19 protein-coding genes and 1 tRNA gene are annotated in these 16,541 nt (G+C 34.0%); 12 read left to right on the top strand and 8 right to left on the bottom strand.

Annotation, left to right across the window (positions count from 1 at the left end; translation table 11 throughout):
* Positions 1 to 15: 15 nt before the first annotated feature.
* The gene (locus ACOCEA_RS03495; protein WP_420754806.1) at positions 16 to 2,277 is read right to left on the bottom strand and encodes a TonB-dependent receptor; all 2,262 of its coding nucleotides are present in this window, start codon (positions 2,275 to 2,277) and stop codon (positions 16 to 18) included.
* Positions 2,278 to 2,466: 189 nt separating this feature from the next.
* Here ACOCEA_RS03495 and ACOCEA_RS03490 point away from each other — a divergent pair, with 189 nt between their 5' ends.
* From ACOCEA_RS03490 to ACOCEA_RS03470, 5 genes are all read left to right on the top strand, one after another.
* The gene (locus ACOCEA_RS03490) at positions 2,467 to 3,129 is read left to right on the top strand and encodes a metal-dependent transcriptional regulator (RefSeq protein ID WP_420754805.1); all 663 of its coding nucleotides are present in this window, start codon (positions 2,467 to 2,469) and stop codon (positions 3,127 to 3,129) included.
* Positions 3,130 to 3,139: 10 nt separating this feature from the next.
* Complete coding sequence (locus tag ACOCEA_RS03485) at positions 3,140 to 3,961, top strand: ZIP family metal transporter (protein WP_420754804.1); 822 nt, start codon at positions 3,140 to 3,142, stop codon at positions 3,959 to 3,961.
* A gap of 169 nt (positions 3,962 to 4,130) precedes the next feature.
* A complete protein-coding gene (locus ACOCEA_RS03480; RefSeq protein ID WP_420754803.1) occupies positions 4,131 to 4,514 on the top strand; it encodes a hypothetical protein in 384 nt (127 codons plus the stop codon).
* A gap of 24 nt (positions 4,515 to 4,538) precedes the next feature.
* Entirely contained in the window at positions 4,539 to 4,961 is a 423-nt protein-coding gene (locus ACOCEA_RS03475; protein ID WP_420754802.1) for a DUF2141 domain-containing protein, read from the top strand.
* A 352-nt stretch (positions 4,962 to 5,313) separates the two neighbouring features.
* Positions 5,314 to 5,700 (top strand): DUF423 domain-containing protein, encoded by a 387-nt coding sequence (locus ACOCEA_RS03470; protein ID WP_420754801.1) that lies wholly within the window; start codon positions 5,314 to 5,316, stop codon positions 5,698 to 5,700.
* Here the strand turns inward: ACOCEA_RS03470 and ACOCEA_RS03465 are convergent, their stop codons facing one another.
* The 4 genes from ACOCEA_RS03465 to ACOCEA_RS03450 form a co-directional block, all read right to left on the bottom strand.
* Positions 5,701 to 7,245, bottom strand: a complete 1,545-nt coding sequence (locus tag ACOCEA_RS03465; RefSeq protein ID WP_420754800.1) for a carboxypeptidase-like regulatory domain-containing protein — start codon at positions 7,243 to 7,245, stop codon at positions 5,701 to 5,703.
* A 288-nt stretch (positions 7,246 to 7,533) separates the two neighbouring features.
* Positions 7,534 to 9,762 (bottom strand): ferrous iron transport protein B, encoded by a 2,229-nt coding sequence (gene feoB, locus ACOCEA_RS03460; RefSeq protein ID WP_420754799.1) that lies wholly within the window; start codon positions 9,760 to 9,762, stop codon positions 7,534 to 7,536.
* A complete protein-coding gene (locus tag ACOCEA_RS03455) occupies positions 9,759 to 10,004 on the bottom strand; it encodes a FeoA family protein (RefSeq protein WP_420754798.1) in 246 nt (81 codons plus the stop codon). The genes feoB and ACOCEA_RS03455 overlap by 4 nt, the downstream gene beginning before the upstream one ends.
* 117 nt (positions 10,005 to 10,121) lie before the next feature.
* Positions 10,122 to 10,799, bottom strand: a complete 678-nt coding sequence (locus ACOCEA_RS03450; RefSeq protein ID WP_420754797.1) for an SCO family protein — start codon at positions 10,797 to 10,799, stop codon at positions 10,122 to 10,124.
* Between the two features lie 162 nt (positions 10,800 to 10,961).
* On the opposite strand from ACOCEA_RS03450, the gene rseP reads away from it, so the two are divergent.
* The 4 genes from rseP (at position 10,962) to ACOCEA_RS03430 (ending at position 13,603) form a co-directional block, all read left to right on the top strand.
* Positions 10,962 to 12,317 (top strand): RIP metalloprotease RseP, encoded by a 1,356-nt coding sequence (gene rseP, locus ACOCEA_RS03445; RefSeq protein ID WP_420754796.1) that lies wholly within the window; start codon positions 10,962 to 10,964, stop codon positions 12,315 to 12,317.
* A gap of 79 nt (positions 12,318 to 12,396) precedes the next feature.
* Positions 12,397 to 12,470 (top strand) — tRNA-Asn (locus ACOCEA_RS03440).
* A gap of 268 nt (positions 12,471 to 12,738) precedes the next feature.
* Complete coding sequence (locus ACOCEA_RS03435) at positions 12,739 to 12,981, top strand: hypothetical protein (protein ID WP_420754795.1); 243 nt, start codon at positions 12,739 to 12,741, stop codon at positions 12,979 to 12,981.
* Positions 12,982 to 12,985: 4 nt separating this feature from the next.
* Positions 12,986 to 13,603 (top strand): hypothetical protein, encoded by a 618-nt coding sequence (locus ACOCEA_RS03430; protein ID WP_420754794.1) that lies wholly within the window; start codon positions 12,986 to 12,988, stop codon positions 13,601 to 13,603.
* A 2-nt stretch (positions 13,604 to 13,605) separates the two neighbouring features.
* Here ACOCEA_RS03430 and ACOCEA_RS03425 read toward each other — a convergent pair whose 3' ends face one another.
* Both ACOCEA_RS03425 and ACOCEA_RS03420 read right to left on the bottom strand, forming a co-directional pair.
* The gene (locus tag ACOCEA_RS03425) at positions 13,606 to 14,040 is read right to left on the bottom strand and encodes a hypothetical protein (RefSeq protein WP_420754793.1); all 435 of its coding nucleotides are present in this window, start codon (positions 14,038 to 14,040) and stop codon (positions 13,606 to 13,608) included.
* Between the two features lie 112 nt (positions 14,041 to 14,152).
* Entirely contained in the window at positions 14,153 to 14,350 is a 198-nt protein-coding gene (locus tag ACOCEA_RS03420) for a hypothetical protein (RefSeq protein WP_420754792.1), read from the bottom strand.
* 184 nt (positions 14,351 to 14,534) lie between these two features.
* On the opposite strand from ACOCEA_RS03420, the gene ACOCEA_RS03415 reads away from it, so the two are divergent.
* From ACOCEA_RS03415 to ACOCEA_RS03405, 3 genes are all read left to right on the top strand, one after another.
* The gene (locus tag ACOCEA_RS03415) at positions 14,535 to 14,807 is read left to right on the top strand and encodes a helix-turn-helix domain-containing protein (RefSeq protein ID WP_420754791.1); all 273 of its coding nucleotides are present in this window, start codon (positions 14,535 to 14,537) and stop codon (positions 14,805 to 14,807) included.
* A gap of 369 nt (positions 14,808 to 15,176) precedes the next feature.
* Complete coding sequence (locus ACOCEA_RS03410) at positions 15,177 to 15,305, top strand: hypothetical protein (RefSeq protein WP_420754790.1); 129 nt, start codon at positions 15,177 to 15,179, stop codon at positions 15,303 to 15,305.
* Positions 15,306 to 15,378: 73 nt separating this feature from the next.
* Positions 15,379 to 15,696, top strand: a complete 318-nt coding sequence (locus ACOCEA_RS03405) for a hypothetical protein (protein ID WP_420754789.1) — start codon at positions 15,379 to 15,381, stop codon at positions 15,694 to 15,696.
* Here the strand turns inward: ACOCEA_RS03405 and ACOCEA_RS03400 are convergent, their stop codons facing one another.
* On the bottom strand, positions 15,697 to 16,104 hold the full coding sequence (locus ACOCEA_RS03400; RefSeq protein WP_420754788.1) for a hypothetical protein: 408 nt from the start codon (positions 16,102 to 16,104) through the stop codon (positions 15,697 to 15,699).
* Positions 16,105 to 16,541: the final 437 nt, after the last annotated feature.

Raw genomic sequence — 16,541 nt, 5'->3', positions numbered from 1 at the left:
ATAGTGGGATTAGGACTAATTAATACGATAACGAATTCCCAAAAAGCCACGAATACCTTGGTTTGGTCCATAAACATAAGAAGGGTCAAATGTGAGTCCGTTGGGATTATTGGGAGTAGCTAATGGTTTACCGTTAGCATCAAAAGTCACTTCCTTGTCAAAAGGGTCATTGGAACGTGCTATTATAAATGGGTTTCCACGGTTAGGTGTCCAGTCCAATAGGTTTTTGATGCCACCATAAAATTCAAAATTGTCCAATGCGCTATAGGTAAACTGTATATTCTGAATGCTCCAAATAGGGGAGTAGTCACTTCTAGGATCCGTTTCGCCCAAAACGGGTAATCGCATAGGTCCGTATAAGTTGCCTGTATAGTCAATACTCAAGCCTATATTTTTAAACGTATAGCCTAGATTCCATGTGCCTGTATAACTTTCTGTTAATATTTGTCTTTGTGACACACCATTTTCTGTCTGACTAACATCTTGCAAAGTTGCTCCCAACAGTAGCTTAAATCCGCTTGGAAATGCAATGTCGATATTTAGGCTTAGCCCTTTAGAAATAGATTTGCCATTTAAATTATCATATATGATTTGGTTAGGATTTGTGTCATAATCAGGTAAAATGGCATTGCTAAAATGGGTATAAAAAAGAGAGCCGTCAATGGTGGCATAGGTGCCATTATCAGCAAATATCTTTTTAAGATAATTTAGGTTTACGTTAAATGATTTTTCTGGTTTTAATGCTTCCGTAACCACAACATCCCGTGCACCTGTTAAGGCAGCGTGCTCCTCAGTAAAGAGGTTTACAACCCTAAATCCAGTACCGGCATTTATCCGAAGAATATCTTCGTCGGTTATTTTAAATCTATATGCGGATCGCGGGGTGACTATAGACCCATGCCTTTTATCAAAATCGTATCTAAGACCCAATAAAAGAGCATGTTTTTTAGCGAATTGAATTTCATCCTGAACAAATAAACTTGGGATTACCACTTCATCTGAAGTAAGGGTGGCGGTAGTATTGTCGTTATAATAGTTGTATCGCAAGGCGGCACCAAATAACAAGTCATGTATACCATGCTTTTTGTCCCAAGTAAGCTGTCCAAAACCAATTCTTTGATCCGCCAAATAGGGAACATCCCCATATACTGAGTTTTGGCTATGGTCATTGTATGAAAAGGAAAGTAACAACTGCTCTTTAACAGGTAATTGATATTTGCCCAAGATTTCCCATCTACGGGTGTAAATGCTTTCCCCATATATTTCGTTTCCACCTCTATATTCTGGCGTCCATTGTAATTCACCGCCCCAACGATCTTCGTAGAAAAATCTACCTGCCAATGATAAAATTCGGTTGTCCTTTCTTTTTAGGTTCCATTTTTGGAAAACCGAAATTCTGTCCTGTAAGGTTAGATCGGTAAAATTGTCCCCATTGTTATCTATTAGTTGATCGTAATTAAAATAGTTTATACCTAGAAGCATATCTGTTTTTGGGCTCAATTTTATTTTTGCACCAACATCCAGGTTATATTCACCCCATCCAGTGGCAAAGGCATCAGCAAAAAAATCAGGAGCTTCCAAAGCACTTTTGGTGATAATGTTAATTAAGCCCCCTACCGCTTCCGACCCGTATAAACTGGAGGCTGGACCTTTCACAATTTCTATTTGCTGTATTAGAGAATTGGGGATGCCAGATAAGCCATAAACCGTTCCCAATCCACTTACAATGGGCATGCCGTCTATCAGCACCAAGGTATAAGGGCCTTCTAACCCATTTATGTGTATATCACCCGTATTACAAACGTTGCAATTTATTTGGGGTCGAACCCCATTTACGTTTTGCAGTGCCTCAAAAATGCTGGCAGTTGGATTCTTTTTTAGAAATGTAGGACTATAAACCTCTACAGGAACAGGACTTTCTGAACGTTGAACGCCCTTTAAGGTACCTGTAACGACCATTTCATCCAAAGCCTCTGGAGAGGGTATTAATTCTATGGCTATATATATTTCCTGTCCTGGTTTAATTTCCAACGGTTGTTTGTAAGGCAAATATCCTATTGCCGTCGCCATAAAGTTGTAGGATCCTGGTTTAATTTCATCAATTTTAAAATTACCGTTCTCATTAGAAGCTGTGCCAGCTAGCGTATTTTTCAAATAAACATTGACAAATGGGACGGTTTTATTTCCTGATGTTACAACACCAAAAATTACACCCTCTTGACCGTGGCAAAGAAAAGGCCATATAAAAGCTAGAATTACGATGTAATAACTCTTCATAATATATTTTTAAACAAGTATAAAATAATATTTAGACAAATCTAAATATTTGTTTTTAGATATAAAAATGTAATTTAGCCTTTAAGAAACTAGCTTGGTGTTGGATCACCAGGTATTCATAGGAACTAAACAGTAGGATTTCGATCTAATAGTCGGAGCCTTTAATATCGATTATCGAGTAAAATAATTATGACACTTTCTGAGGAGGATTACATAAAGGCTGTATATCATTTAAGCAATGGCGCTGATGTTTCAATTGCTACCAATGCCATTGCTGAACAAATGGCAACAAAGCCATCATCTGTTACTGATATGATTAAGAAGTTATCCGAAAAAGGATTGGTTCATTATAAGAAATATAAAGGGGTATCCCTTACTGAATCTGGTAGAAAATCTGCACTTTCTATAATTAGAAAGCATAGATTATGGGAGGTTTTTTTAGTGGATAAACTTGATTTTGCGTGGGATGAGGTACATGAAGTGGCAGAACAATTAGAACACATTAAAAGTGAACAGCTTATTGATAAATTAGACATGTTTTTGGGTCAGCCTAAAGTTGATCCACATGGCGACCCAATACCCTCAAAGGATGGAGAATTTATTAGTTCAGTTAAAAAATTGATTAGTGAACTACCAATAGGGGCAAAAGGTATATGTGTTGGGGTAAATGACTCTTCTGTGGCATTTTTAAAATTCTTGGATAAAAACCAAATTTCTTTAGGGGATACGTTAGCCATCATAGACAAGGAAGATTTTGATGGTTCGTTCACCATAAAAATAAACAATCAACAAATGCAAATCTCAGAACAGATTGCGTCCAATCTCTATTTAGAGGTCACTAAGGCAAATTAATTTTTTTCATATGGAACATATTATAGAATATTTTGAATCTATTGATCCAATCTGGGCAGCTTTTTATGCCACTTTGTTCACATGGGGCTTAACCGCATTAGGGGCTTCACTGGTCTTTTTGTTCAAGGGGATGAACAGGGCTCTATTAGATGGTATGTTGGGTTTTACAGGAGGTGTAATGGTCGCTGCAAGTTTTTGGAGTTTATTGGCACCGGGAATTGAAATGAGTCCTGGGGAAGGTTTTGTAAAGGTGATCCCAGCGGCAGTTGGGTTTTTATTTGGGGCAGGATTTATTTTTGGTTTGGATAAAATATTACCCCATTTACATATAAATTTTAAGGAAAGTGAGGCTGAGGGCGTGAAAACACCATGGCACCGTACCACACTTTTAACATTAGCGATAACATTGCACAATATTCCCGAGGGTTTGGCTGTTGGGGTATTGTTTGGCGGTGTAGCTGCTGGGTTTGAAGGGGCTTCTATTGGTGGTGCAGTGGCTTTGGCATTGGGAATAGGATTGCAGAATTTCCCTGAAGGTTTTGCTGTAGCTATGCCTTTGCGTAGGCAGGGGCTTAGTAGAACTAAAAGTTTTATGTATGGTCAGGCTTCCGCAGCAGTTGAACCAATTGCCGCTGTTTTAGGAGCATGGGCCGTTCTTACATTTGAACCCATTTTGCCTTATGCGCTATCTTTTGCCGCTGGAGCTATGATTTTTGTGGTTGTTGAAGAAGTAATTCCTGAGACACAGCAAGATAACTATACAGATATTGCTACCATGGGCTTCATAGGAGGCTTTATTATTATGATGACACTTGATGTAGGGTTAGGATAATTTTTTATTGGTAATACAGTTATCCTATATGCTATAGCTAGGATTAGCTATAACACTTTCATAAAAGTTTATAAGTTAAATTGTATTTTGCTTTAATAATTTCAATTTTCTAATGATTGTGAAAAAACGACATTGGTTGTGGAACCTCATAATGGTGATAACTGTAATTATGTGTTTATCTGCACTTGTGATGCATTATAAAAATTGGGTTAAGATAAAATCTAATCAAATAAGCATATTATCCGGCTTCTATTCCGTTACTATTCCAATTAATAACATAGATAGTTTAGCATTTGTGGAACGGATACCCCCTATGGAAAGACTTCATGGTTTTTCGGCTTTAGATAAGGAAAAAGGGCTATTTCGCGAATTCAAGGATTCACTTACCAATAATAAAGTTCATGTGTTCGCAGATAATATCTTACAACAGAAAATTAAAATAGTTTACAATGATTCTTTAAAGCTATATTTGAACTTAAAGGACTCTATCCGAACGCAAGATTTATATAAAAAGTTAGAGATGCAGGCTAAATCGGATATGGTCCCCAACTAGTAGTGGTCTTTTCAAAAGTTTTATATGGATTATAGAAAGCTATATTTATCTCTTTTATTAGTTATGATTTCCTTTTTTTTACATGCACAGCATATGCTATCTGTAAAAGTAAATGGGGTTGAATCGAATACCGGTAAAATTTGTTTTGCAATTTATAACAATAAATCTTCCTTTTTAAAATTGAAGGAAGCCTATATTTCTGGAATGGAAAAGGCAGTAAAAGGCAGTACAGATTTTGAGATTAGGGATTTGCCAAAAGGAGAATATGCCATCGCCATCTTTCATGATATAAATGACAATTCTAAATTGGATACCAACATGTTGGGTGTTCCAAAGGAAACGGTAGCTTTTTCAAAGGGTAAAATGAAACTTTTTGGTCCGCCAGATTATCAGGACTGCTCCTTTGCCATAGATTCTGACTCGAAAATTGAAATTACCTTAAACTAACTCAGTTAATCTGTGTTAATAGATTTAACCGTACTTGCCTGTTAATGAAGTGCATAAAGTAATTCTTGTGACCTACAGAAGAAAAATAGTTTGCGGTTTTATTAATTATTGGAATACCCCTCTTTTAATGGCTCCTAGTTTTTGCCTTATGCGTTGTACTAAAGAATATTACTTTGATATGTCTTCTAAAACTTCTTATTTAGGTTAGCTATAGTAATATTTTTGTTTTTGGAAACTCCTTAACTAGTTATGATCTTATTAGTAGTGAAAGCCAACAATTTTTCCAAAATACTATTTTAATATAATAAATAAGGGTATTTTTTACCATCTTAATTTTGAAATGTAAATTGTTATGGTGTTAATAGCACAAGTTATTGGAACAATATATGGATTACTTGCAGTTGTATTCGGAGCTTTTGGAGCCCATATTTTAAAAAAAACATTTACGTCAGATCAGCTAACAAGTTTTGAGACAGGGGTAAAGTATCAAATGTATCATGCCATGGTACTATTGATGCTTAGTTTCAACTTAAACCTTAGTACACCTTTACAGAAATACATGATATTTGCTTTTATTGTAGGCACAGTCTTATTTTCATTTAGTATTTATGGGTTGTGCCTAACATCATTAAAGGGTAAGAAATGGAAGTTTTTAGGGCCTATAACGCCATTGGGAGGTTTGTTATTGGTAACAGGTTGGGCACTATTGTTTTATTACTTTATAAAGAGTTTTGTTTAGTTATTTTACGGTCTCTAATGATACTTCAGACGTAAATTCCTTAATGGCAGTGTTGGGCTCCATAATAGTATATCCCTTCCAAAATTCTGGGTCGTAATTAGGCATATATGTTGGTAAAACAATGTTGTCCTCGACATAGGAATCAAATACGGATCTATTTATTGGGTCTATATCAAAAACCACTACCTCGTATTTGTTTTTTCCACTAAAAGAAGCATTAATTTTTAGGTGTAGTTCATTTTGTTTTCTTCTTCCTTTTACGTTTTTATTCTTTTCTATGATTTGCAAGGGTCTTTTAAAGCCAACTTGGTTTCCTTTGGTTATTTCATAGTATCTAAGGGAATAAAGACCATCACGATCCTTGCCAAATAATATACTACCTTCCGCTAGATACTCATTGAGTGAAACACCTAGCAGTTTGAAATTTCTAAGTGGTTTGGTATTTTTAAAATCCATTTTAACCAAAGCAAAATCTTCAGCATTGATATATAATTTTCCTTCATAATCCTCAGACCCCTTGGGTTCAAAACGTATTACATATAAGGCTTTATCTCCTATATAGGTAAAGTCTTCTAGTGTAAGCTCATATCGTCTAGGTTTAAAAAGTACATTATAATCACTATCCTTAAAAATGGGAAGGTTGCCGTATAGATTTCCAAGAGTTCTACGCTTATAATTGGCAAAGAATTTTTTTTGCTCTTCCTTATCTTTTTTCTTTTCTGCTAGTTGTTTATTTAACGAAGCAACATCTGTAGAGTCAATTTCTTCCTCAAAAAGCTCATCGGCTTCTAGTTTGGTGCCAAAAAGGCCAGATTTCACCTTAAAATAGGAGTCGGTTTTTACATTTTTTTTAATGATTTCATTAAACCGTTCTTCTAGGTTTTCAAAATCCAAACGTTTGTTTTTATCATAAAGCTCGGATGCTTTTATTAGCCCAAGCTTTTGCTCATCCTCATCTTCATTTCCATAGAGGTCACCTAGCATTTCTGTATAATAGGTATCTTGTTTTGGCACAGTATTTATGACACTATCCAAAAAGGCTTTATTAAACGCATCAATAGTTGACTCCTTTATTTTGTAATCTGTTTTTTGGATATAGTTTGTATAGGTCTCTCGTAGAAACAATCTTTTCTTGGTAAAGCCATACCTATAATTTTTTTCAAGACTATCTTGAACCATTGCTACAATTTCTTTGGCTGTATAGTTTTTGTTGGAAACGATAACTTCCTTTAATTCAATAGCTTTTGGAGATAGATAAATACTGTTTTCAGAAAATTCCCGTATCGGCGCACCAATAGATTTGTAACCTATGCACGAAACAAAAATTGAATCGTTCCCATTAATGTTATCCGTCATTAAAAAAGTGAAGCGACCTTCCTCGTTAGTAATTACCCCCTTATTGTTTAGTAAAACTGTGGCATATGCAATGGGTTTTTGGGTAACACTGTCCAACACCCTTGCGCTAAGGTTTTGGGCAAATGCCAATGAACTTTGTAATAGAATAAATGGTAAAAAAATATAGTAGAACTGTTTTGTGACCATCATTTGTTTAGTATGCTCCTGCAAACTAAACGAACCTAGTGATAAAACGTTACAATTTTAGATTTTGTTAGGAAGTTTTAGCGCTTATTTAACGAATGGATAAGGGCGATAGTTTTTAAATACAATAAAATGGTATGAATCAATTACAACCACAATCACTTTGTCCACAAGATTTGCTATGGTTCTTTTTGTTGGCTAAATACTTTTTGGGCAAAAAGAACTTTTTAACCATATAACCTATCGCTACAAACAAGGTAATATAAACAAGTATTGGTTGTAAGATTTCCATTTCTATTTTAGAATTTGATATGCCACTAAAGCAACAATATAAGCAAATAGACTCATAAAGACAAGCTGTCCGGCAGGCCATTTCCATGAATTTGTTTCTCTTTTTACCACTGCCAAGGTACTCATACATTGCATGGCAAATGCATAAAATAATAGTAATGAGATACCAGAGGCTAAATTAAACAGCGGTTTTTTGGTTTTAGGGTTTACTTCTGCGGCCATTCTGTATTTAATGGTCTCTTCCTCATCGTTACCAACACTATAAATGGTAGCTAATGTACCCACAAACACCTCTCTTGCGGCAAATGAGGTAAGTACGGCAATTCCTATTTTCCAATCATAACCTAGAGGGCTTACTATGGGTTCTATAGCCTTGCCCATATAACCCATATAGGAATGTTCCAATTTATAACTGGCAATTTCCTGGTTTAAGGCACGTGCTTCAAGTTCTAATGTCTTTAATGCAATGGAATCCTGTAGGGCTGAAGCTGGACTATTTTCTAATTTGCCCGTTTTTAATGATGTTTTATATTCTTCTAGTTTGTTCTGAATATAGGTTTCGCTATAGGTGTTTAAACCATTGGTTTTAACTTGTTCGGTTATAATCCCTTCGGCATTTTTAAAGTCATCTGAAAATCCGTTGGAACCTAAAAACCAAAGTATAATAGATATGGCGAGTATAATTTTACCGGCACCAAATACGAAGCTCTTTGTTTTTTCCAAAACCGTATACCCAACATTTTTTAATAAAGGGAGCTTGTAGTTGGGCATCTCTACAACAAAGAACGACCTGCTTTTAATTTTTAGTATTTTATTCAAGATCATCGCAGATACTATTGCCGCACCAAAACCCAATAGATATAGGAGCATTAAAGTAAGTGCTTTATAGCTCAATCCTAAAAAGTTGCCTTCTGGAATAACCAAGGCAATAATAATAAGATAAACGGGTAATCTAGCAGAACAGGTTGTGAATGGGGTAACAAGAATGGTAATTAGTCTTTCTTTCCAATTCTCAATGGTACGTGTTGCCATTACAGCTGGTATGGCACATGCTGTACCGGAGATAAGGGGCACCACGCTTTTTCCACTAAGACCAAATGGGCGCATGAGTCTATCCATTAAGAAAACCACTCTGCTCATATAGCCTGTCTCCTCTAAAAGGGAAATAAATAAAAACAAAAATGCAATTTGTGGTATAAATATGACAATACCTCCAATACCAGCTAATATGCCTTCCGCAATTAAATTTGTGAAGACTCCAGAAGGTAAGTTGTTTTTTACCCACTCTGTTGCAGAGGCAAAAAAGCCGTCAATAATATCCATTGGGTATTCGCTCCAACCATAAATGGCTTGGAAAATGGTAAGGAGAATTAAAAAGAATATCAAATATCCAAATACCTTATGCGTAAGGACTTTATCAAGACCTGCCCTAAATCCTTTGGCGGCATTTATATCAATTTTATAGGTTTCTTTAAGGATGCCATTTATAAACTGATACCTAAGGATTGTTTCTTTTTGCTGTAATCGTTTTAATTCTGATTTAGACTTGGTTGCAAACGAAGAAGTATCCTTTATGAGATTCTTCTCAATGGGCATAAAATTAACATCTTGGGTAATTACAAGCCATAGTTTATATAGATCCTCTTTTGGAAATGCCGTTCTTAGACGGTCAAAATAATCAGGTGCAATTACGGAGGCATCTACATTTTGGGTTGTTGAGAGTTTTTTGTACTCTGAAATAAGCTCTTTAAGTTTGTCAATTCCCGTTCCTTTTCTTGTACTAACAAGGGCAATTTTGGTGTCTAGTTTCTCTTCCAATCTATCCAGGTCAATACTAATCCCTTTACGAGACATGCGATCAGCCATATTAATGACAAGGATAACTGGGATTTTTAAATCTTTTATTTGGGTAAATAAAAGTAAGTTACGCTTAAGGTTCTCGACATCGGAAACAACAATCGCAACATCTGGGTGGTCTTTATCATTCTTGTTCAATAGCAGTTCTACTGCTACACTTTCATCTAATGAGGTAGTGTTTAAACTGTAGGTGCCTGGAAGATCTAAAATATGTGCTTTTACTCCTCTTGGAAGTTTACAGACGCCTTCTTTTTTTTCAACGGTAATTCCAGGATAATTACCCACTTTTTGATTAAGTCCTGTAAGTTGGTTAAATACAGATGTTTTACCGGTATTGGGATTGCCAATTAGCGCAACATTAATTTGTTTGCTCATAACCCGCCCTCTTCTTCAATAATGTCCAATGCAATTTGACAGGCCATGGAACGTCGTATGGCAATATGAGATCCATTTACGTTTATGTAAATAGGGTCTTTAAAAGGCGCTATCTGTACCAGTTCTACTTCATTTCCAGGTAAACAACCAAGTTCTAACAATTTTATAGGTAATGCATCTTCGGTAAATTCCTTGATGATTCCTTTCTGACCTCGCTTTAATTGTGCTACCGTTGTCTCCAATCTTTATTTAGATTCAATTTAAGTAAGGCAAAAATAAACCATTTTTTTTAATTAGAGAATTAATAAAACCTAAAAAGAAACCAACTGTTAAGGTCTTAAATTTTGAGAAAAACGTAACTAGTTTGAAGTATACGTAGCTTTTAAAATTTTCAAGTCATCCAATAACTTTTGAATATCCTCTTTTTTAGTACCATCATAAAAGCCTCGAATACGCTTTTCCTTATCGATTAGAATAAAATTCTCAGTATGTATCATATCAAAGGGGCCACCATCTCCATCGTTTTTAACCGCTAAATAGGATTTTCTAGCTAACTCGTATATCTGTTTTTTATCCCCCGTAACCAAATTCCATTTACTATCATCCACTCCCTTTTCCATGGCATATTTTTTAAGTTGTGCCACAGAATCAATATCTGGTGTAACAGAATGTGAAAGTAGTAGAACCTCATTGTCATTTTTTATGCGATTCTGGATATCTACCATATTTTTGGTCATTATAGGGCAAATACTGGGGCATGTGGTAAAGAAGAAATCCGCTATATAAATTTTACCTTTATACTCTTCTTGCGTAATGGTTCTGCCATTTTGGTTGGTAAGCTCAAAATCTTGAATAGTGTGGTATTTCCGAATATGTTGTATCTCGGCATCAACCAATTCGGTATTTACCATGGCTGGGGAGTACACGGGCAATGTTTTTTTTGGCTGTAATGCATTATAAAATAGATAAATAATTATCGAAGAAATAATCAACAATACAATACCAAAAAGTCTAAATTTTTTAAAAAAAGAACGCATGGTTTTTATTTGCAAAGGTATGACCACATTAGGGTGTTTTCAAGAAAAGACTTGTTTATTGTAGCCAAATTATTCATAAAAAAGCATTAGCATAACCTAGTTTCTTTTTATAAGAAACTGTAAAGATGTACTTTTGTCAGATTTAAATTTTAGAAGACGCTGATGAGTCCTATTTTAATAAAGACAATACAATTTTTTTTAAGCCTTTCATTGCTAATTGTTCTGCATGAACTTGGCCATTTTATACCGGCCAAATTATTTAAGACCCGTGTAGAGAAGTTTTACCTGTTTTTTGATGTGAAATTTTCGCTTTTCAAAAAGAAAATTGGCGAAACCGTTTATGGTATTGGTTGGTTGCCGCTAGGTGGTTATGTGAAGATTTCTGGCATGATAGATGAAAGTATGGATACCGAGGCCATGAAAGAAGAGCCCAAGCCATGGGAGTTTAGAAGCAAGCCAGCTTGGCAACGTCTAATAATCATGTTAGGTGGTGTAACCGTTAATTTTATCTTGGCAGTTATTATCTATATTGGAATGGCTTTTTCTTATGGGGAAGAATTTATTCCAGCAGATAGTCTTAAAGATGGTTTATGGGTAACCGAAAAGACAATTGGAGATAAACTTGGCATACAAACAGGTGATATAATAGTTGCTATAGATGGCACTAAAGTAGAAAAGTTTAGTTCTTTACCAATAGAGATTATCAACGGTAATACTATGACTATTATAAGGAATGGTAATACTTTTGATCAGAAGATTCCGGTAGACTTTATTTCTACATTATTGGATGATGAAGATAAAATAAGGTTCTTGAGTTTGAGAAGGCCTTTTGTCGTTGGCAAAATTCCAAAGGAATCCGCAAACAAAGATTCAGGTTTAATGCCAGAAGATGAGATTGTGGCTATAGCAGGCGAGCCTATTACTTATTTTGACCAAGTAAAACCGGTATTAGAACAGTTTAAGTCACAAAATATTGAATTGACTGTAGTTAGAAATGAAAATGAGCGCTTACAAATTCCAGTAATTATTAGCGATTCTGCTACTATAGGTATCCTACCAGGTTTAATTTCTTTTGAAGCCATGCAGGAGAAAGGCCTGTTGAAAGTAGAAAAAGTAGAGTACTCCTTTCTAGAATCTATCCCTGCAGGTATTGATAAGGGCGTTGCTACTTTATCGGGTTATGTAAAACAGATGAAGAAGATTTTTAATCCGGAAACAGGGGCATATAAAGGTGTAGGTGGTTTTGCGGCTATTGGAGGTTTGTTTCCTAATGATTGGAACTGGCCTGCATTTTGGAGCGCAACAGCCTTTATATCCATTATATTGGCATTTATGAACATATTGCCTATCCCTGCCTTAGATGGCGGGCATGTAATGTTTCTATTATATGAAATGGTTACGGGAAGAAAACCTAGCGATAAATTTTTGGAGTATGCCCAAATGATAGGGTTCTTTCTTTTAATAGCGTTATTACTGTTCGCGAACGGTAATGATTTATATAAATGGCTATTTAAATAAAAATACGCTTTTTTTTGTTTGGGGAATTTCAAAAAACAATTATATTTGCAGCCGCTTTAAAGGATAAAGTAAGGCATTTTCCTCCTTAGCTCAGTTGGTTAGAGCATCTGACTGTTAATCAGAGGGTCCTTGGTTCGAGCCCAAGAGGGGGAGCATTGATAAACAAAGAGTTACAGAAATGTAACTCTTTTTTATTTTATGGTTGTGACACAATTGTAACACAAATTCAATTTTAAGGCTGTTTATAAGCTGTAAAAATTTCTTCTGACAAGTGTAATTTTATTACATAATCAATTTAAGTTATGGCTCTAATTACGAGGAATATCTATATTAAGATATGGCCTGTAGATGACTACTATAATATTCTAATTAAATAGTGCTGTTATTAATTGTAAATAAAATATTGTGTTATTTTTAAATCATGGGATTATATGAATACATGATGTTACTGGAAACCAATCAATGGAATAATCTTTGGGAAAATGGTATTTACTTAACTAATCATATTACCTCCAACCGAAAGTATAATCTCTATGCTTTGTACGCTTTTTTTGTTGAAGTTGAATACGACCCAAAAACAAACAAGATATTAGGTAAAGGGCATTTTAAAACTGGGAAAACATTGGATAAGTATTCTGGAAGTATAGATATAAATAAGATTTAGAATTATGGAAGGTAAGGAGAGAGCTGAATTAAAAAATAAGATTTTGGAATTTCTATTATCCTTGGACGGTAATTACCATAATACTCATATTTACTCTAAAATGGGTAAGCCAGTTAATTCAATAGATCATTTTGATGAAATATTAGATGAGATGATTATAGACGGTCGGCGTTACGTTGACTACAATAAATCTGACGGTATTTTCTATCTCGGACGAAATAACTTTACTGAAGAGTTTTTACATAATGGTGGTTTTGTAAATATGTACGAAAATGAATTAGAAGCTCAAATACAAGTAAATAGTATCGCTAATCAAGAACAAGCAATTAGAGACCTTACCCAAGAGAATTTAAAGCTAAGTAACCAAGTTGCCAATATGAAACTAAAAACCTATTTGATTCCGCTTATAATTTCAGGTATTAGTGCTGCTATAGCTTTTGCTAGTTTAATCTATGTTATTTACATCAATTCTAGCAAAGTTTCTCAGTTCGAGTTAAGAACAATAGAAAGTAAAATAGATAGTATCAAAATTGACTTTAAAAAAGAAAATGAAAAGTTGAAGTCAAGAATATATGAAGCGGAGATGTTGATTGCTGTTTATGAATCGGATAGCCTGATTTAAATCTACGAGAAAATTATAGTAAGCAACCAACCGATAATGACTCCGATAAGGGTTGATATAATATTACTTTTATCCATGTTAATTGCTAAATTTCTTAGAAAAGATGGATTTAACCTATCCTTCTCTTTTTTGATAAATTTATGTGCGCCCATTAACTTTGCGGCCACAAAATTATCACCTTCCGTATATTCAAAAATATTAGGTAATAGGTTAACCGGTATTTCTTTACCGGTACCTCTATTTATTAATGTAGATTTAATAAATTCTCTTTTTAGTATTTTGTACTGGACCAATCTATTGGCCATCAAGTCTTCAAATTCAACGTTATTTTTTATTTGTAAAGAATACTTTCCATTTCGACTAACCTGGTCTAATATGGATTCCATAATTCTATTTTCTTGATCTAAACCCATACTGGTGATTGTAAATTTTGCCATATCGCAAATATAATTAATCCCTAATCAAGTAATAAAGTTAAACACCTTACTTCATTTCATTACACTATTTATGGTTCTAGAAGTTGAATCAGTGGGTTTAATTATATTCCTTTTAAACTGTTTCCTCAGCTTGCTCGAAGAACTCTATTAACCTTCTATATTTATAATGATGTGTTTTTCTACAGTCAACGTCGTCTGACATTTCGGATTCTACCCAACCGGTGAACAATTCGTTTATTGTGTTTTTAAATTCACTTGGTCCTGCATTCTCAAATAATTTCTTTACTGCATTGTCTAATTTACTTTCCATAAGTTTTGTTTTACTGGTTAGTATTGAAAATGATGCCTAATAATTGTAACTACAAAATTAATTCCTGTTGACCGAATTCTAAAATATTTTTGATTGAAATTTGAATAAAATATTTGTAATATGTATTAAATGTTATAATAATATACATAAAATGTATATATTAGTAACACTAAATTTATACTAGATGTATACTATAAAGGAAATTGCAAAAGCTCAAAATATAACCTTAAAGGATTTAGCGCAGCAAATAAACGTGGCGCCTAATACATTGAGCCGAATTATTAACGGTGAGAATACCACGGTTGAAACCCTACTGAGGATAGCTAAGGTCTTGAATGTTGATTTAAGGGAACTGTTTATCTCAAATGGTACCTATGGCATTATTGAACATAAGGGTACAACTTATAAAGTTAGCTCCTTGAAGGAGTTAAAAATATTGGCTACTACATTGAAGTAATTAATTAGCGTTCTTACATGTAAGATAGTGTGCATAACTTGTCATGATAATTAAATTAGTAGGTCCTTAAATTAGTTGACCGGATGCAGGGCAAAAAATTAAAAATTTATCTCTTAATTAAAAATATAAGTGGGGGATGGGGTCAAATATTCGAATTTCCTTTTTCATCAGATTGCTTGATATATGGTATATCATATTACACTCTAAATTATACATCAAATTTTTAAAATCAATACTTATTCATTGTGCGAAATCTAAAGTAATATCCTTTTTATCTAAGTAATTAATTGATTTTCAAAATAAACTGAAATCTGTGTTGGTTGAATTCTCTTCTTTTTCAAAACTTTGGTTAACTTCATTTTGAAATATATGAAAACGAGACAGGAGAAAGCGGATTGGCTGAAAACGAACTTAACGAAGTCAGAGAAGGCTAAGAGAATGTTCAAAATCAAAAAGAACCAGGAACAGGAAAAGAGCAAAAGAGAAAACAAACCATAACACTGGAATTCCCGTGTTTAAACTTACAAACTATCCGAAAATAGGACATTTTTAAGTAATCAATGTAGCATTTATGTCAACAATACAGGGTATAGCGAGAACACTTTATCAGGGCTTTAGACCTTATATTTCAAAAGCAAAACTTGAAAAGTATGATGAGGAATTTAATTCCAAGAAGATGTATACCTCTAAATTCGTTTTAAACTTTTTCCCTAAATATGTAAACGAAAAAGTATGGATGAAGAAACCTAAAGAAAGGAGAGATACTTACCTTTTCAACTATTTTTTTATCGAAGTGCCTGTAATCGGTTTAAAGCATAGTAAACTACTGAGTGGTTATATGCACGATAGAGAACTGAGGATTCCTAAAGGTGTTAAGAAAGTGGGTTAATTATCTGCAGTTACATTTATATGGGCTAATATGGTCTTGAAATTTTTCACCGTATGATTCATAATTTTCCGGTAAAAAATTATCTACTTCCCAACCAGGAACTTCACAATAAATATTGTAACCTGCATTTGAATAGAACTTTACTACCACATAGATAGGACTATTGGGGGCTGTGTAAAAATGTACCTCTTCTAAAAATGATGACCTTAACTCTTTAGGATACATACTATGCAATCTTTCATGGGTAGTGGTAATTTTCTTTAAATAAGCGTAACATCTAGGGGTGTTCCAGTATTTTATATCGTTAGATATATTATCTACAGGAGGTCTTAATTGTTTGTATGCTGCACTTTGCCCATAAGTATGAAGGGTTAAAAAGACCGTTAATATTGTTAAGTAGTTTTTCATTGATTAAATATTTTTGAAATTAATCAAACCTTAAGTATTTCTATCGTGTGAAAATTGTGGGCAACATGAATATAAAAATTTGTATTGCAAAACCCCAAAAAATTAAATCCAAGCATCAATTATAATAGAGGGGTGGGGTTTAAAACCCGACTTTTTTTTTCACTTTAATGTCACATAATCCAGTATATCATCTTGAACACTCAATTATAAAATATCTTTCAAAATTATTCATGGTAATACAAAACCAATAAAAAGGAAACCTAATTTACCACAATCTTCACATTCCAATAAAAATTTCATTTTTTAAATGACTGATGAAATGTTTTAGGCTCGTCTATATTGACTTTGGTGATGTTATGTTTATTGCAAGCCAATAAATTGCAATTACCATTCTTAAGATAGTATAAGCCGTTTTCGGCATAGTTTTTTCATAAAGA

The organism is Maribacter luteocoastalis (assembly GCF_048890225.1).
In the GTDB taxonomy this organism is placed as follows: Bacteria; Bacteroidota; Bacteroidia; order Flavobacteriales; family Flavobacteriaceae; genus Maribacter; species Maribacter luteocoastalis.
This window is presented reverse-complemented; position numbering and strand designations above follow the sequence as displayed.

What these genes read in the sequence shown, in the direction of transcription:
- ACOCEA_RS03495 (WP_420754806.1), bottom strand. Translation starts at nt 2,277, where the DNA reads ATGAAGAGTTATTACATCGTAATTCTAGCTTTTATATGGCCTTTTCTT.
- ACOCEA_RS03490 (WP_420754805.1), top strand. Translation starts at nt 2,467, where the DNA reads ATGACACTTTCTGAGGAGGATTACATAAAGGCTGTATATCATTTAAGC.
- ACOCEA_RS03485 (WP_420754804.1), top strand. Translation starts at nt 3,140, where the DNA reads ATGGAACATATTATAGAATATTTTGAATCTATTGATCCAATCTGGGCA.
- ACOCEA_RS03480 (WP_420754803.1), top strand. Translation starts at nt 4,131, where the DNA reads ATGTGTTTATCTGCACTTGTGATGCATTATAAAAATTGGGTTAAGATA.
- ACOCEA_RS03475 (WP_420754802.1), top strand. Translation starts at nt 4,539, where the DNA reads ATGGATTATAGAAAGCTATATTTATCTCTTTTATTAGTTATGATTTCC.
- ACOCEA_RS03470 (WP_420754801.1), top strand. Translation starts at nt 5,314, where the DNA reads ATGGTGTTAATAGCACAAGTTATTGGAACAATATATGGATTACTTGCA.
- ACOCEA_RS03465 (WP_420754800.1), bottom strand. Translation starts at nt 7,245, where the DNA reads ATGATGGTCACAAAACAGTTCTACTATATTTTTTTACCATTTATTCTA.
- feoB (WP_420754799.1), bottom strand. Translation starts at nt 9,762, where the DNA reads ATGAGCAAACAAATTAATGTTGCGCTAATTGGCAATCCCAATACCGGT.
- ACOCEA_RS03450 (WP_420754797.1), bottom strand. Translation starts at nt 10,799, where the DNA reads ATGCGTTCTTTTTTTAAAAAATTTAGACTTTTTGGTATTGTATTGTTG.
- rseP (WP_420754796.1), top strand. Translation starts at nt 10,962, where the DNA reads ATGAGTCCTATTTTAATAAAGACAATACAATTTTTTTTAAGCCTTTCA.
- ACOCEA_RS03435 (WP_420754795.1), top strand. Translation starts at nt 12,739, where the DNA reads ATGGGATTATATGAATACATGATGTTACTGGAAACCAATCAATGGAAT.
- ACOCEA_RS03430 (WP_420754794.1), top strand. Translation starts at nt 12,986, where the DNA reads ATGGAAGGTAAGGAGAGAGCTGAATTAAAAAATAAGATTTTGGAATTT.
- ACOCEA_RS03425 (WP_420754793.1), bottom strand. Translation starts at nt 14,040, where the DNA reads ATGGCAAAATTTACAATCACCAGTATGGGTTTAGATCAAGAAAATAGA.
- ACOCEA_RS03420 (WP_420754792.1), bottom strand. Translation starts at nt 14,350, where the DNA reads ATGGAAAGTAAATTAGACAATGCAGTAAAGAAATTATTTGAGAATGCA.
- ACOCEA_RS03415 (WP_420754791.1), top strand. Translation starts at nt 14,535, where the DNA reads ATGTATACTATAAAGGAAATTGCAAAAGCTCAAAATATAACCTTAAAG.
- ACOCEA_RS03410 (WP_420754790.1), top strand. Translation starts at nt 15,177, where the DNA reads ATGAAAACGAGACAGGAGAAAGCGGATTGGCTGAAAACGAACTTAACG.
- ACOCEA_RS03405 (WP_420754789.1), top strand. Translation starts at nt 15,379, where the DNA reads ATGTCAACAATACAGGGTATAGCGAGAACACTTTATCAGGGCTTTAGA.
- ACOCEA_RS03400 (WP_420754788.1), bottom strand. Translation starts at nt 16,104, where the DNA reads ATGAAAAACTACTTAACAATATTAACGGTCTTTTTAACCCTTCATACT.